At 67.5% G+C, this 13984-nt stretch carries 11 protein-coding genes; 6 read left to right on the forward strand and 5 right to left on the reverse strand.

Going from position 1 to position 13984, the window contains the following annotated elements:
* Positions 1–58: 58 nt before the first annotated feature.
* The 4 genes from cphA to B2R83_RS00650 all read right to left on the reverse strand — a co-directional run bounded on the left by cphA (position 59) and on the right by B2R83_RS00650 (position 5039).
* On the reverse strand, positions 59–2647 hold the full coding sequence (gene cphA / locus B2R83_RS00635; RefSeq protein WP_292037726.1) for a cyanophycin synthetase: 2589 nt from the start codon (positions 2645–2647) through the stop codon (positions 59–61).
* The gene (locus B2R83_RS00640) at positions 2644–3519 is read right to left on the reverse strand and encodes a cyanophycinase (protein WP_292037727.1); all 876 of its coding nucleotides are present in this window, start codon (positions 3517–3519) and stop codon (positions 2644–2646) included. Before B2R83_RS00640 ends, cphA begins: the two co-directional genes overlap by 4 nt.
* Positions 3516–4427 (reverse strand): isoaspartyl peptidase/L-asparaginase, encoded by a 912-nt coding sequence (locus B2R83_RS00645; RefSeq protein ID WP_292037728.1) that lies wholly within the window; start codon positions 4425–4427, stop codon positions 3516–3518. The genes B2R83_RS00640 and B2R83_RS00645 overlap by 4 nt, the downstream gene beginning before the upstream one ends.
* Positions 4428–4556: 129 nt before the next feature.
* Positions 4557–5039, reverse strand: a complete 483-nt coding sequence (locus B2R83_RS00650; RefSeq protein WP_292037729.1) for a DUF2244 domain-containing protein — start codon at positions 5037–5039, stop codon at positions 4557–4559.
* Between the two features lie 130 nt (positions 5040–5169).
* Here B2R83_RS00650 and B2R83_RS00655 point away from each other — a divergent pair, with 130 nt between their 5' ends.
* The 4 genes from B2R83_RS00655 to B2R83_RS00670 all read left to right on the forward strand — a co-directional run bounded on the left by B2R83_RS00655 (position 5170) and on the right by B2R83_RS00670 (position 10969).
* Positions 5170–6435: an Hsp70 family protein gene (locus B2R83_RS00655; protein ID WP_292037730.1), complete on the forward strand. Its 1266-nt coding sequence runs from the start codon at positions 5170–5172 to the stop codon at positions 6433–6435.
* Positions 6436–6458: 23 nt separating this feature from the next.
* Positions 6459–7106: a 3'-5' exonuclease gene (locus B2R83_RS00660; protein ID WP_292037731.1), complete on the forward strand. Its 648-nt coding sequence runs from the start codon at positions 6459–6461 to the stop codon at positions 7104–7106.
* A gap of 165 nt (positions 7107–7271) precedes the next feature.
* Positions 7272–8678 (forward strand): tetratricopeptide repeat protein, encoded by a 1407-nt coding sequence (locus B2R83_RS00665; RefSeq protein ID WP_292037732.1) that lies wholly within the window; start codon positions 7272–7274, stop codon positions 8676–8678.
* Positions 8679–8794: 116 nt separating this feature from the next.
* A complete protein-coding gene (locus B2R83_RS00670; protein ID WP_292037734.1) occupies positions 8795–10969 on the forward strand; it encodes a prolyl oligopeptidase family serine peptidase in 2175 nt (724 codons plus the stop codon).
* Between the two features lie 72 nt (positions 10970–11041).
* Here the strand turns inward: B2R83_RS00670 and B2R83_RS00675 are convergent, their stop codons facing one another.
* Positions 11042–11617 carry a helix-turn-helix domain-containing protein gene (locus tag B2R83_RS00675; RefSeq protein ID WP_209586753.1) on the reverse strand — a complete coding sequence of 192 codons (576 nt, stop codon included), beginning with the start codon at positions 11615–11617 and terminating at the stop codon, positions 11042–11044.
* A gap of 183 nt (positions 11618–11800) precedes the next feature.
* Here B2R83_RS00675 and B2R83_RS00680 point away from each other — a divergent pair, with 183 nt between their 5' ends.
* Together B2R83_RS00680 and B2R83_RS00685 are read left to right on the forward strand one after the other, a co-directional pair.
* Positions 11801–13006 carry a glycine C-acetyltransferase gene (locus B2R83_RS00680; RefSeq protein ID WP_292037736.1) on the forward strand — a complete coding sequence of 402 codons (1206 nt, stop codon included), beginning with the start codon at positions 11801–11803 and terminating at the stop codon, positions 13004–13006.
* A gap of 18 nt (positions 13007–13024) precedes the next feature.
* Entirely contained in the window at positions 13025–13981 is a 957-nt protein-coding gene (locus B2R83_RS00685) for an NAD-dependent epimerase/dehydratase family protein (protein WP_292037737.1), read from the forward strand.
* The last annotated feature ends 3 nt before the right edge of the window (positions 13982–13984 follow it).

Here is a 13984-nt window from a genome sequence, read left to right on the forward strand (position 1 = left end):
CTTAACTGAACGGCATTACCCGTGCAGGGGCGTTTTGCGTGGAGCGGGGGCGCGGGAATCAGATCGCTTCCGCCTCGATCCTGCGCGCCAGTTCCGGCTTGTCCGGACGCAGGGCATCGGTCAGTTCCGACAGCGTGGTGCCGCAGCCGAAGACCAGCACGTCGCCCGGCTGGCACAGCGACAAGCCATGGCGGATCGCCTGGTGCGAGGGCAGCACCACGCTGAGCGAATCGTCGGCCAGCTTGCCCAATTTCGCGCCGCGCACCAGCAGGGCGGCGGTTTCGCCATCGGCGCGGCCGCGGTTCTCGGTCTCGTACACCACCAGATCGTCGAAGCCGGCCGCACAGGTGCGTCCGATGTCGACCAGGTCGGCATCGCGGCGGTCGCCCGGCGCGGCCACCACCCCGACAAGGCGGCCGGCGCTCAGGGCGCGCGCGCTTTCGGCCAGCGCGGCGTAGGCGGCGCAGTTGTGGGCGTAGTCGACAATCACGGTCACGCCATCGACGTCGAACACGTTCGAGCGCATGGGATTGTGCTTGGCGTCCGAGACGAAGCTGCGCAGGCCCTCGGCGATCTCGAGGTTGCCGAATCCGTGGGCGGTGAGGGCCGCCGCCGCCGCGAGGGCATTCGCGATGTTGTAGCGCGCCGCCCCGCCCAGCGAGACCGGCATCTGGCGCGCATCGACCAGCGCCTCGTGGCGCGCGCCGTTGGCCAGCACCAGGGTCTGGTCCTGCAGGTAGACCGCACGCCCGCCGTTTTCCAGGTGGCGCAGCAGGACTGGGTTGTCGGCGTCGAGCGAGAAGTAGATCACTTCGACGCCGTCGCGCAGCTCGCCCGCCATCGCCACGCAGTAGTCGTCCTCGGCATTGAGCACCACCGCGCGCGAGGCGCGCTGGGCCACTACCGCCTTGACCTTGGCCAGGTCGTCGAGGGTCTCGACGCCGTCCAGGCCCAGGTGGTCGCTGGAGACGTTCAGCACTACCGAGACGTCGACGCGGTCGTAAGCCAGGCCGCGCTTGAGGATGCCGCCGCGCGCCGTCTCCAGCACTGCGAAGTCGACTTCCGGGCTGGACAGGACGCTGCGCGCCGAGCGGTAGCCGGTGCAGTCGCCTTTGGTGGTGAGCACGCCGTCGACATACACGCCCTCGGTAGTGGTCACGCCGGTGCGCAGGCCGGTCTGGCGCACCGCATGGGCGATCAGGAGCGAGGTGGTGGTCTTGCCGTTGGTGCCGGTGATGGCCACGGTCGGGATGCGGCCGTCGCACTCGCCGAACAGGGCGTCGACGATGGCCGCGCCGGCATCAACCGGGGTGCCGCGGCTCGGGTACTGGTGCATGCGGATGCCGGGCGCCGCGTTGACCTCGATGATGCCGCCTTTCTGCTCGCGCAGGGGACGGGCGATATCCTGGCACACGATGTCGATGCCGGCGATGTCCAGGCCGATGGTGCGCGCGGCGCGGATGCAGATGTCGCGCGTCTCTTCCGGCAGCAAGTCGGTCACGTCCTCGGCGGTGCCGCCGGTGGACAGGTTGGCGTTGCCGCGCAGGTCGGCGGTCACGCCGCTGGCCAGCACGGTGTCGAAGGCATAGCCCTGCTTGGCCAGGGTTTCCTCGGCCAGCGCATCCATCGGAATCTTGGTCAGGATGTTGGTGTGGCCTTCGCCGCGCGCCGGGTTGCGGTTCTCGATCTCGACCAGTTCGCGGATCGTCGAGTGACCGTCGCCCACCACGCAGGGCGGACGGCGCCAGGAGGCGGCAGCCACCTTGCGGCCGGTGACCAGGATACGGTAGTCGCGTCCCACCAGGTGCTCTTCGACGATGATCTTGCGGCCGTACTTGCGCGCGTGGGCAAAGGCGCGCGCGACTTCCTCCGGCGTGGCGCAGTTGGTGGTCACGCCCTTGCCCTGGTTGCCGTCGAGCGGCTTGACCGTCGCCGGCCCGGACAGGCGGCGCGCGGCGCGCAGCGCTTCCTCCTCGGTCGAGACGGTGCTGCCCGCCGGGACCGGGACGCCGGCCACGTCCAGCAGGGCCTTGGTCAGCTGCTTGTCGCTGGCGATGCCGACCGCGATCGAATTGGTGGCGCCGGTGATGGTGGCCTGCAGGCGCTTCTGGCGGCTGCCCCAGCCGAGCTGGAACAGGTTGGCTTCATCGGTCAGGCGCAGGGCCGGAATGCCGCGCCGCAGCGCCGCCTGCACCACCGCATTGGTGCTGGTGCCGATCGCATAGTCTTGCGCAATCTCGCGCAGCGCGTCCAGCGCCTTGGGCAGGTCATAGTAGCGGTCTTCGGCGGCCGCATGGACCAGGTCCAGCGCCACGCGCAGGGCTGCCTCGGCCACCTGTTCGGTTTGGTAGCCGCAGACGACGCGGCGGGTGCGCGGGGCGCCGGCCACCGCCAGGGTTGCGCCGAAGGTGCCGGGAGCACCGGCCAGGCGCTGCAGTTCATTGAGCACCGGCTCGATCGCCTCGACCAGCAGGGCGTCGTCGGCCAGGCGCACGGCGGCGTCCGGCGGCAGGGCCGGCAGCAGCTCGAACAGGCGCGCCGCGAAGCCCGGGGCCTTGGTGAAACCGTCGTCGATGACTGCCATCAGGCAGGGGCTGGCGGCATACAGGTTGGGGCCGCGCAGCATTCGTTTTTCTCTGATTTTCATGAAAGCGGGTTCCGTTTCGTTACATTTTCCAAAAAATCGAGCAGCGGGGGCGGCAGGCCTCGGCCGGCCTCGCTGTCCGCGGCAGGCAGGCGGTAGCTGCTGCCCGCCGGCAGCAGGTGCAGGCGCACGTCGATCAGCTCCGGGGTGTCGCGGTCCTTGATATCGGCCACGTTGGTGATCATGGTGCGGCCGTCGACGATGGTGACGGCGCCCTGGCCCAGCACCTCGATGCCGACGCCGATGTCGACCACCAGCGCGGTGTCCTCGTCGATGCCGATGCCCTGCAGGTAAGGATTCTGGGCCACCACGCTGAGCAGGCGCGAGAGCCGCTGGCGCTCCGAGAAGTGCTGGTCGATCACCACCCGGTGCAGGAAGCCGAGTCCGGCGCCGAGGCTGACCGATCCCTTTTCGGGATGGAGTTCGACGCGGCCGGTGGCCAGCATGTGGCCGGACATGGCCGAGGCGCCGGCGCTGGTGCCGCCGATGGTCACGCCGCGCACCTTGAGCGCGACGTGCATCGCCGCGTCCAGGGCGCTGCCGCCGAGCAGGGCCAGCAGGCGCTTCTGGTCGCCGCCGGTCATGAAGATGCCGGTGGCTTCATCCACCTGGCGCACGAAGTCTTCGCTGTTGGCGTCCTGGCGGCTGGTCACCTCGAGGTGGCGGCGATTCTCCACGCCGAGCGTGCCGAAGGCTTCGTCGTAGATGCTCCACATCTCGTCGGCGATGGTGCTGGCCGCGGTGATCACGACGATGTTGGCGTCCTCGCCTCCGGACAGGTCGACGAAGCGCTTGAGGATTTCCATCTCGCGCTTGCGGTCCTCGTGGCCGCCGATGATCACGAGGTGGCCGTTCTTGTGTTGTTGTTCGCTCATCGCTGGGTCATCTTCGAATAGGGCATGCCCTGGTTGCAGTAAGCGCCGGCCTCGGTACGGGTGACACCGATCAGGCCGACATCCACGTCCTTGTCGAACAGCTCGACACCGCGCTTGAGCGCCTCCTCGAGCGACATGCCGTGCTCGATCCAGCCGTAGACCGTGCGCGCCAGCAGGTGGCGCACGATGTGCTCGCCGATCCCGCTGGCGGCGATGGCGCCGAGCGGGCCGACATAGAAGCCGCTGCCGATGATCGGGCTGTCGCCCACCCGGCCCAGCAGGGAGGGCGCCGAGCCGCCGGTGGAGCAGGCCACGGCAAAGTGGCCGTCGGGCCCGCGCACCACGGCGCCGACGGTGTCGCAGGCCGAGGACTTCGGCAGCTGCAGCGGGGTCTTGTAGTTCCAGAAGCGATCGAACAGTCGGTTGTCGATGCCGGGCATGAGCGGCACCGAGCCGGCCAGTTCCTGCATCAGCTTGCGGTGCTCAAGGCGCTGGCGCTCCGAGATGCGCGCGCCGCCGGGCAGGCCGATGGTGCGCGCGAAGCGCTGCGCGCCTTCGCCGGCCAGCATCACGTGCGGGGTGTCGGCGATGGCGCGCGCCAGCTTGACCGGGTTCGCCACGTCGCGCACGCAGGCCACCGTGCCGAGGCGGCCGCGGGTATCCATGATCGCCGCGTCCATCTCGATGGTTTCGCCGTCCAGCCCCAGGGTGGCGCCGCTGCCGGCGTTGAAGCGGCCGTCGTCCTCGAGGGTGGTGACGGCGATGATGGCGGCGTCCAGCGCGTCGCCGTTGACTTCCAGCTGCGCCAGCGCGCGGCGCGCGGCCAGGACGCAGCCGTCTTCGTTTTCCGTCGGAGCGCCCGCGCCGCCGTGAACCACGACGGCGCCAGCCTGTTGGAGATTGCTCATGTATTCAGTACGCCTTGTTGTTGTGCGTTGCAAAATGCGTTTTGTTGTCACGCAGTTAAGACCAGCATTATGGGCACCGGCGGGCGTGCACCAAATCGGTACAGTTGCCGTGCTTGTGTAAGAAGTTGCTTACAGGGAGCGGCCGGGCGCGCTATACAGAAGCGAAACGCCGCGCAGGGCGCTGCGCAGGGCGCGGACCAGCTCGAGGCGTGCCGAGGGCGTCAGATAACGCCCAATCTCCACGTGCACACCGCGCGCCTCGATCAGCACCAGGGTGCGCATGCCGCTATCGGGCAGGCTGACGCGGGCGTGGCTGGGGTCGAGCTGCACCGTCGACAGCCTGGCGCCGTCGGCACGCTCGACCAGCAGGCAGCCGTGCTCCAGGCGGATGCGCTCGTGGTCGAGGGCGTGGCGGCAGTAGTGCAGGAGGGCGGCGCCCAGCGCCCCGGTCTCGAGCAGGGCGAAAGCCAGCACCATCCAGGCGCCGCGCCAGGTGAAGACCAGGGCGATGCCGAGCGTGGCCGTGCACAGCAGCGCATAGACCAGCAGCGCCTGGCGCGGCGTCATCGAGCAGTTGCGCTTCATCAGCCATTCGGCCGGGGCAGGGTCCATGGTCGCTGCTGTCATCCTGTACATACGGGGTGTGTACGAGTTTGCCACAGACCGGAAAAAGGCATCGCCCGGACGGCGAAAACCGCCGCAGATCTGTTACCATACCGCCCCCTCCATTGATAAGCTTCCTATGGCGCTCGCATGCGGCCTTGATTTCGGCACCTCCAATTCCACCGTCGGCTGGCTCCCCGGCAGCAGCTACCAGGCCGGCGCCAGCGCCTTGCTGGCCCTGGAAGACGGCAAGGCGACCCTGCCTTCGGTCGTGTTCTTCAACGCGGACGACGAGCAGGTGAGTTACGGCCGGGCCGCCCTGCTTGACTACCTCGAGGGCTACGAGGGGCGCCTGATGCGCTCCCTGAAAAGCCTGCTCGGCACCAGCCTGATCGACGGCCAGACCGAAGTGGGCGGGCGCGCGCTGCCCTTCAAGGCCCTGCTCGGCCAGTTCATCGGCGAAGTCAAGCGCCGCGCCGAACGCCAGGCCGGCCGCGAATTCGGCAGCGCCGTGTTCGGGCGTCCGGTCTTCTTCATCGACGACGACCCGGAGGCCGACCGCCGCGCCCAGGACACGCTGGAGGAGGTGGCCAGGTCAAGCGGCTTCCGCGACATCTCGTTCCAGTACGAGCCGATCGCCGCCGCCTTCGACTACGAATCCCAGATCGACCGCGAAGAACTGGTCCTGATCGCCGACATCGGCGGCGGCACCTCGGACTTCTCGCTGGTGCGCCTCGGCCCGGAGCGCGCCGGTCGCACCGAGCGGCGCGACGACATCCTCGCCAACGGCGGCGTGCACATCGGCGGCACCGACTTCGACAAGTACCTGAGCCTGGCGAGCGTGATGCCGCTGCTCGGTTACGGCAGCAGCGTGCTGTCCGGCGCCGCGATCCCGTCGAGCTACTACTTCAACCTGGCGACCTGGCACACCATCAACCAGGCCTATACGCGCAAGAGCGTCGCCCAACTGGCCGACCTGGTGCGCGACGCGGCCGAGCCGGCCAAGCTGGTGCGCCTGCAGAAGCTGATCGACGAGCGCGCCGGCCACTGGCTGGCGATCCAGGTCGAAGCGGCCAAGATCGGCCTGTCCGGCAGCCCCTCGCTCACATTGGCCCTCGACCGCCTGGCGCCGCCGGAAACCCTGACCGTTACGCGCGAAGGCTTCGAGGCCGCCATCGGCCAGCTGGTCGACAGCGTCGGCGCCACCGTGCTGCGTCTGTTCCTTGATGCCGGCGTGGAACCGGATGCGGTGGACACGGTCTTCTTTACCGGCGGTTCGAGCGGCGTGTCGCTGCTGCGCGAACGGATCGCGGTGCTGGTGCCGCGCGCACGCAAGGTCGAGGGCGACCTGTTCGGCAGCATCGGCGCCGGCCTGGCGCTCGACGCGCTGCGCAAGTATGGTTAACAGCGATAACAGGAGGACGGAATATGAGTGTGTTTGAACGCCCGATCGTGATGCTCGACTTCGAGACCACCGGTCTGTCGCCGGAAATGGGCGACCGCATCACCGAAGTGGCCGCGCTGCGCATCGTCGGCGGCGAGATCCGCGAGCGCTACGTCTCGCTGGTGAACTGCGGCGTGCGCATCCCGTCCTTCATCACCCAGCTCACCGGGATCACCCAGGACATGGTCGACACCGCGCCGCCCAGCCAGAAGGTGGTGGCCGAGCTGCTCGACTTCATCGGCGGCGACACCCTGTCGGCCCACAACGCCAGCTTCGACGAGAAGTTCCTGAAGGCCGAGGGCTGGCGCATCGGCCGCCCGACCGGCCACTGCGGCCTGGTGTGCTCGCTGAAGCTGTCGCGCCGCCTGTTCCCGGGCCTGCCCAGCTACAAGCTCGGCAACCTTTCGAGCCGCCTCGGCATCCAGTTCAAAGGGGCGGCCCACCGGGCCGAGGCCGACGCGGAGGTGGCGGCCCACGTGCTGCTGCACGCCGCGCGCCACCTCGGCAGCACGCATGGCCTGCAGCGGGTGGCGCCGGACCTGCTGGTCTCGGTGAACAAGCTGGCCGCCGCCAAGGTCCCCGTCTTCCTGGACAAATACGCCAGCCTCGAGCGCGAGCGCGGCGCCGCCTGAGGCCAGTACCGATCGCTTACTACCACGTCCGCGCATGCATGTGGCATTCCCACGATTGTGCGGACGCAAATCACGCGAGGGTCGCTATCCTTAAAATTTTAACAACGGCGGGTGATTCTCCAAACCCGCTTTGTTGAACGGCCCGGAAGGCCGAAGGGGGTAGGGATGAATCGCCAGAACGACGCCCGCGAGGGACACGAAGTCTTCCAGTGGTTCCTGCCCGCCGCCGAGCGCGGCGATCCTTACGCACAGTTCAACCTCGGCCTGCTCTACAAGCACGGCGATGCCGTCGAGCGCGACGACGTGCGCGCGCTCGAATGGATGCAGCGCGCGGCCCGCCAGGGCCTGGCCACCGCGCAGAACCACCTCGGCGCCATGTACTGCAACGGCCGCGGCGGACCGCGCAGCGACGAGCTCGCCGCGCTGTGGTTCGGACGCGCCGCCGCCCAGGGCGATCCCGCCGCCCAGCAGAACCTGGGCCAGCTCTTCCGCAAGGGACGCGGCGTCCCGCAGTCGCACGAGCTCGCCTTCGGCTGGTTCTACCGGGCTGCGGAGCAGGGCCTGGCCAGCTCCCAGAACCTGCTGGGCGAATGCTACCTCCAGGGGCTGGGTGCGCCGGTCAGCCATCCGCTGGCGATGGCCTGGTTCCGCAAGGCCGCGCGCCAGGGGCACGGCCAGGCCCAGCTCAGTCTCGCGCTGATGTACCGCCGCGGCGACGGTGTCGAGGCCGACGATGCGCAGGCCGTGTGCTGGTTCCGCGAAGCGGCGGCAGGAGGCATCACGGTGGCGCAGCGCTTCCTCGGCCTGGCCTATGCCAACGGCCAGGGCGTGCCGAAAGACCCGGCGCGCGCCATCGCCTGGCTCGAGCGGGCAGCCGGGCAGGACGACGCCGAGGCGCACTACGGGCTCGGCACGCTGCTGGCGGCCGGCCACGGCAGCGGCGGCGACGAGCGGGCGCTGGAATGCTTCCTGCGCGCGGCCGCGCGCGGACACGTGCAGGCCCAGTACTGTGCCGGCGTCATGTATGCCACGGGGCGCGGCACCCGGCCCGATCCGTCCCGCGCGCTCGACTATTACCTGCAGGCCGCCGAGCAGGGCGCGGCCAATGCCCAGTTCAGCCTCGGGGTCATGTACGCCAAGGGCGAGGGGGTGCCGCGCGACGAGGCGCGCGCCGCCGAGTGGTACCGGCGTGCGGCCCAGCAGGGCGACGCCAGCGCCCAGAACAACCTCGGGGTCCTGTATGCCAACGGCCAGGGCGTGCCGCACGACGACACCCTGGCCAGCTACTGGTACCGGCAGGCGGCCGAGCAGGGCCATGCGCTGGCCCAGTACAACCTGGGCGGCATGGTCAACAGCGGCCGCGGCGTCGAGCGCGACCCGCTGCGCGCCTACATGTGGATGGTCTTGGCCGCCAGTGGCGGCCAAGACGGCCGCCCTGGCAGCGAAGAAGAGCGCCGCGCGCGCAGTAGCGTCGCCAGGCGCCTGGGGGCGAACGGCGGACCCTGGGCGCGCGCCCTGGCCACCCGCGTGCGCGCGGCGCGGCGCGTTTCGCCGCCCCGTCAGGCCTCGTAAGGACGGCGATCCCTCGGTATTGTCAGGCTGGCGCCGCATATGCGAGCCCGGCAATTCGCGTTATGATGGCCGTCGGCGCAAGCCGACCCCATGAATAACTCGAACATGAGAACGACATGACCCTGAGACACGCAACGCTCGTCGCCCTGCTGGCCGCGGCCTTCGGCGCCAATACGGCGCTGGCACAAAGCTGCCCCGCAAACGGCCCCTCCCTGACCTACCCGGTCTCGAAGAAGGTCGATCACACCGACAACTACCACGGCACCACGGTGGCCGATCCCTACCGCTGGCTCGAGGATGCGAACAGCGCCGAGACCAAAGAGTGGGTAACGGCGCAGAACAAGGTGACCCAGGCTTACCTGGCGCAGATCCCGCAGCGTGCGGCGATCCGCGAGCGCCTGACCAAGCTGTGGAACTACGAGCGCTACAGCGTGCCGGGCAAGGAAGGCGGCCGCTACTTCTATTCGCGCAACGACGGCCTGCAGAACCAGTCGGTCCTGTACACCCAGAAGAGCCTGACCGACACCCCGCGCGTGCTGCTCGACCCGAATACCATGTCGAGCGACGGCACCGTCGCCCTGGCCGGCGCCGCCGTCAGCCCGGACGGCAAGCTGCTGGCCTACAGCACCGCCGCATCGGGCTCCGACTGGAACGAGATCCGCGTGCGCGACGTCGAGACCGGCAAGGACCTGGAAGACCACATCAAGTGGGTCAAGTTCTCCAGCACCGCCTGGACCAAGGACGGCAAGGGCTTCTTCTACAGCCGCTACGACGAGCCGAAGGAAGCGACCAAGCTGGCCGACGTGAACTACTTCCAGAAGCTGTACTACCACCGCCTCGGCACCCTGCAGAGCGCCGACACGCTGGTGTACGACCGTCCCGACCAGAAGGAATGGGGCTTCGGCGGCCACACCACCGACGACGGCCGCTACCTGATCATCACGACCACCAAGGGCACGGCGCCCAAGTACCGCATCTCGTACAAGGACCTGTCCAAGCCGGATTCCAAGGTGGTCGACCTGGTCGACAACTTCGACGCCGGCTACGACTTCATCGACAACATCGGCAGCGTGTTCTACTTCAGCACCGACCGCAACGCGCCGAAGAAGCGCATCGTGGCGATCGACGTGACCAAGCCGGCGGAAAACAACTGGAAAGAGATCGTCGCCGAAAGCGCCGACACCCTGGCCGGCGCCGACATCATCAACAACCAGCTGGTGCTCGAGTACCTGAAGGACGCGCGCAGCGTCGTGCGCGTGCACGACCTGAAGGGCAAGCTGGTGCGCGAAGTCAAGCTGCCGGGCATCGGTACCGTCGGCGGCCTGTCGGGCAAGCGCAATGAGACCGAGACCTTCTACTCGTTCGCCGGCTTCACCACGCCGACCACGATCTACCGCCTGAACTTGAAAACCGGCCAGAGCACCGTGTTCCGCCAGCCGAAGGTCGACTTCAACCCGCTTGATTACGAGACCCGCCAGCAGTTCTTCACCAGCAAGGATGGCACCAAGGTCCCGATGTTCATCGTCTCGAAGAAGGGCATCAAGCTCGACGGCCAGAACCCGACCTACCTGTACGGCTACGGCGGCTTCAATATCTCGATGACGCCGGGCTTCTCGCCGGCCAACCTGGCCTGGATGGAGATGGGCGGCGTCTACGTGGTGGCCAACCTGCGCGGCGGCGGCGAATACGGCGAAGCCTGGCACCAGGCCGGCACCAAGCTGCAGAAGCAGAACGTGTTCGACGACTTCATCGGCGCGGCCGAATGGCTGGTTGCCAACAAGGTGACCTCACCAAGCAAGCTGGCGATCGGCGGCGGCTCCAACGGCGGCCTGCTGGTGGGCGCGGCAATGACCCAGCGTCCGGAGCTGTTCGGCGCGGCGATCCCGGCCGTGGGCGTGATGGACATGCTGCGCTTCCACAAGTTCACCATCGGCTGGGCCTGGACCTCGGACTACGGCTCGTCGGAGAACCCGGAGGAGTTCAAGGCCCTGGTCAAGTACTCGCCGCTGCACAACCTGAAACCCGGCACCTGCTACCCGGCGACCATGGTGACCACCGCCGACCACGATGACCGCGTGGTGCCGGCGCACAGCTTCAAGTACGCCGCGGCGGCCCAGGCTGCCCAGGCGGGCGCGGCGCCGATCCTGATCCGCATCGAGACCAAGGCGGGGCACGGCGCGGGCAAGCCGACCACCAAGCAGATCGAGGAAGTGGCCGATCGCTGGGGCTTCCTGGCGCGTGAACTGAAGATGGGCGAGGCTGCGCCGACGGCGGTTGGCGGCAGCAAGTAAGCTGCGCTTGACCTGTAAAAACAACGGCCGCTCGGAGTGATCCGGCGGCCGTTGTTGTTTTGATACGCCGGTCTAGCGCTGCACCACGACCAGCAAGGCTTTCGCCTCGGTCTTCCCCGCATTCCTGATCACATGGTCATGGTCGGCCGGATAGCGCGCCGTCCCCCCATGCTTGATCTTCTTCTTCTCCGTCCCCACCTCCAGTTCGACCGCCCCGGTAATGACGGTCAGGTGCTCGCTGGTCCCCGGATCGTGGGCCTGCGACTTCAGTTCGCCGCCGGGCGCCAGGGTCAGCTCGTACCATTCGTACTTGCCCGCAAGGTCCATTGGTCCCAGGATGCGCAGCGAATAGCCGGCGTGGGCGCCGGGCAGGGTGGGGGTCTCGTGGGCGTCGACCACGCGGATCAGGTCCACCGAGCGCACTTCGGAAGAGAGCAGCTCGCCGATCTCCACGCCCAGGGCATTGGCCAGCCGCCAGGTGATGGCGATGGTGGGATTGGCCTTCTCGCGCTCGATCTGGGACAGCATCGACTTCGACACCCCCGCGATGCGCGACAGGTCTTCCAGGGTCAGGCCGCGGGCCAGGCGCAGGCGCTGTAGCGTGGCGCCAACTTCGGGCGGAGCGTTATTTGTTAGAGTTTTGCTCATTGACTTATTACTGCCTGAATATGCTTATGCTTGGCTTGCCAAGTTCATTAGCTGGGGGTAAGATTCAATATATTGAATTTTCGTTCGACATACAGAACTCGGTTCCATGAACCGAACGGGTCCAACGATACGACATTCGCCAACCACCGGTCAAGCCGGATCAAACCAGGGAGTAGGGACACCATGAGCGATCAAGCATTCTATAGCGGCCTGCAATCGAAACTCGAGACGCTGCGCAGCGACGGCCTGTTCAAGCCGGAACGCGTGATCGCCTCGCGCCAGGGTTCGGAAGTCGTGTCCCAGGACGGCCGCACGCTCATCAATATGTGCGCCAACAACTACCTCGGCCTGTCCGGCGACGAGCAGACCTCCCAGGCCGCTGCGGCCGCGCTGGAAAAGTACGGCTACGGCCTGTCCTCGGTGCGCTTCATCTGCGGCACCCAGACCGTGCACAAGGAACTTGAAGCCAAGCTGTCCGAGTTCCTCGGCACGGAAGACACCATCCTGTACGCGGCCGCTTTCGACGCCAACGGCGGCGTGTTCGAACCGCTGTTCGACGAGAACGACGCGATCATCTCGGATGCCCTGAACCACGCCTCGATCATCGACGGCGTGCGCCTGTGCAAGGCCGCGCGCTACCGCTACGCCAACAACGACATGGCTGACCTGGAAAAGCAGCTGGTCGCCGCGACCGAGGCAGGCAAGCGCCACAAGATCATCGTCACCGACGGCGTGTTCTCGATGGACGGCACCATCGCCCAGCTGGACAAGATCGTCGAGCTGGCCGAGAAGTACGGCGCCCTGACCATGATCGACGAAGCGCACGCCTCGGGCTTCATGGGCAAGACCGGCCGCGGCACCCACGAGCACTGCGGCGTGATGGGTAGAATCGACATCATCACCGGCACCCTGGGCAAGGCCCTGGGCGGCGCGATGGGCGGCTTCACCTCGGGCCGCAAGGAAGTGATCGAGACCCTGCGCCAGAAGTCGCGTCCCTACCTGTTCTCGAACACCCTGGCGCCGATGATCGCCGGCGCTAGTCTGGCGGTGCTGGACCGCATCTCGAAGTCGACCGAGCTGCGCGACCGCCTGCATGAGAACACTGCCTACTTCCGCAAGGAGATCGAGCGCATCGGTTTCACCATCAAGCCGGGCACCCACCCGGTGGTGCCGGTCATGCTGTTCGAAGCGCCGGTCGCCCAGAAATTCGCGGCCCGCATGTTCGAACTGGGCGTGCTGCTGTCGGGCTTCTTCTACCCGGTGGTGCCGATGGGCCAGGCGCGCGTGCGCGTCCAGCTGTCGGCCGCCCACACCCGCGAGCAGCTCGACACCGTGCTGAAGGCTTTCGAGCAGGCCGGCAAAGAGCTGGGCATCCTCAAGAATAACTAAGATCTAGATCGGAACAACATGGAACGCATCCTCATCATCGGCGCCAACGGCCAGATCGGCAGCGAGCTGGTCACCGCCCTGGCCGAACAGCACGGCCCGGACAAGGTGATCGCCTCGGACATCGGCAGCACCAACATCTACGGCGCCGCGCGCTACACCCAGCTCGACGTGCTGGACCGCGAGCGCCTGGCCGGGCTGATCGAGCAGGAAGGCATCACCCAGGTCTACCAGCTGGCGGCGCTGCTGTCCGCCACCGGCGAAAAGGCGCCGCTCAAGGCCTGGACGCTGAACATGGACGGCCTGCTGAACATCCTGGAAGTGGCGCGCGAGCGCGGTGAAGCGGGCAAGCCGCTGAAGGTGTTCTGGCCGTCCTCGATCGCCGCCTTCGGTCCGAACACCCCGGCCGAGAACACGGCGCAGTACACGGTCATGGACCCGACCACGATCTACGGCATCAGCAAGCTGGCCGGCGAGCGCCTGTGCGAGTACTACCACAGCAAGTACGGCGTGGACGTGCGCTCGATCCGCTATCCCGGAATCATCAGCTTCAAGTCGCCCCCGGGCGGCGGCACCACCGACTACGCGATCGCCATCTTCCATTCGGCGCTCAAGGGCGAGACCTACGAATGCTTCCTGGGGCCGGAAACCACGCTGCCGATGATCTACATGCCGGACGCGATTCGTGCGACCATCGAGCTGATGGACGCACCGAGCGAGAAAGTCGCGATCCGTTCCTCGTACAATGTGGCGGGCGTGTCCTTCAACCCGCGCGAACTGGCCGCCGCCATCCAGAAAGCGGTCCCGGGCTTCGAGATCGCCTACAAGCCGGACAGCCGCCAGCAGATCGCCGATACCTGGCCGAAGAGCCTGGACGACAGCCGCGCGACCCTCGATTGGGGCTGGAAGGCGCGCATTGGCGTGGATGAGATGGTCGAGAGCATGCTGAAGAACATCGACGTGGGCATCACGGCCTGAGTC

Source organism: Massilia sp. UBA6681, assembly GCF_002454935.1.
Taxonomy (GTDB): Bacteria; Pseudomonadota; Gammaproteobacteria; order Burkholderiales; family Burkholderiaceae_D; genus Telluria; species Telluria varians.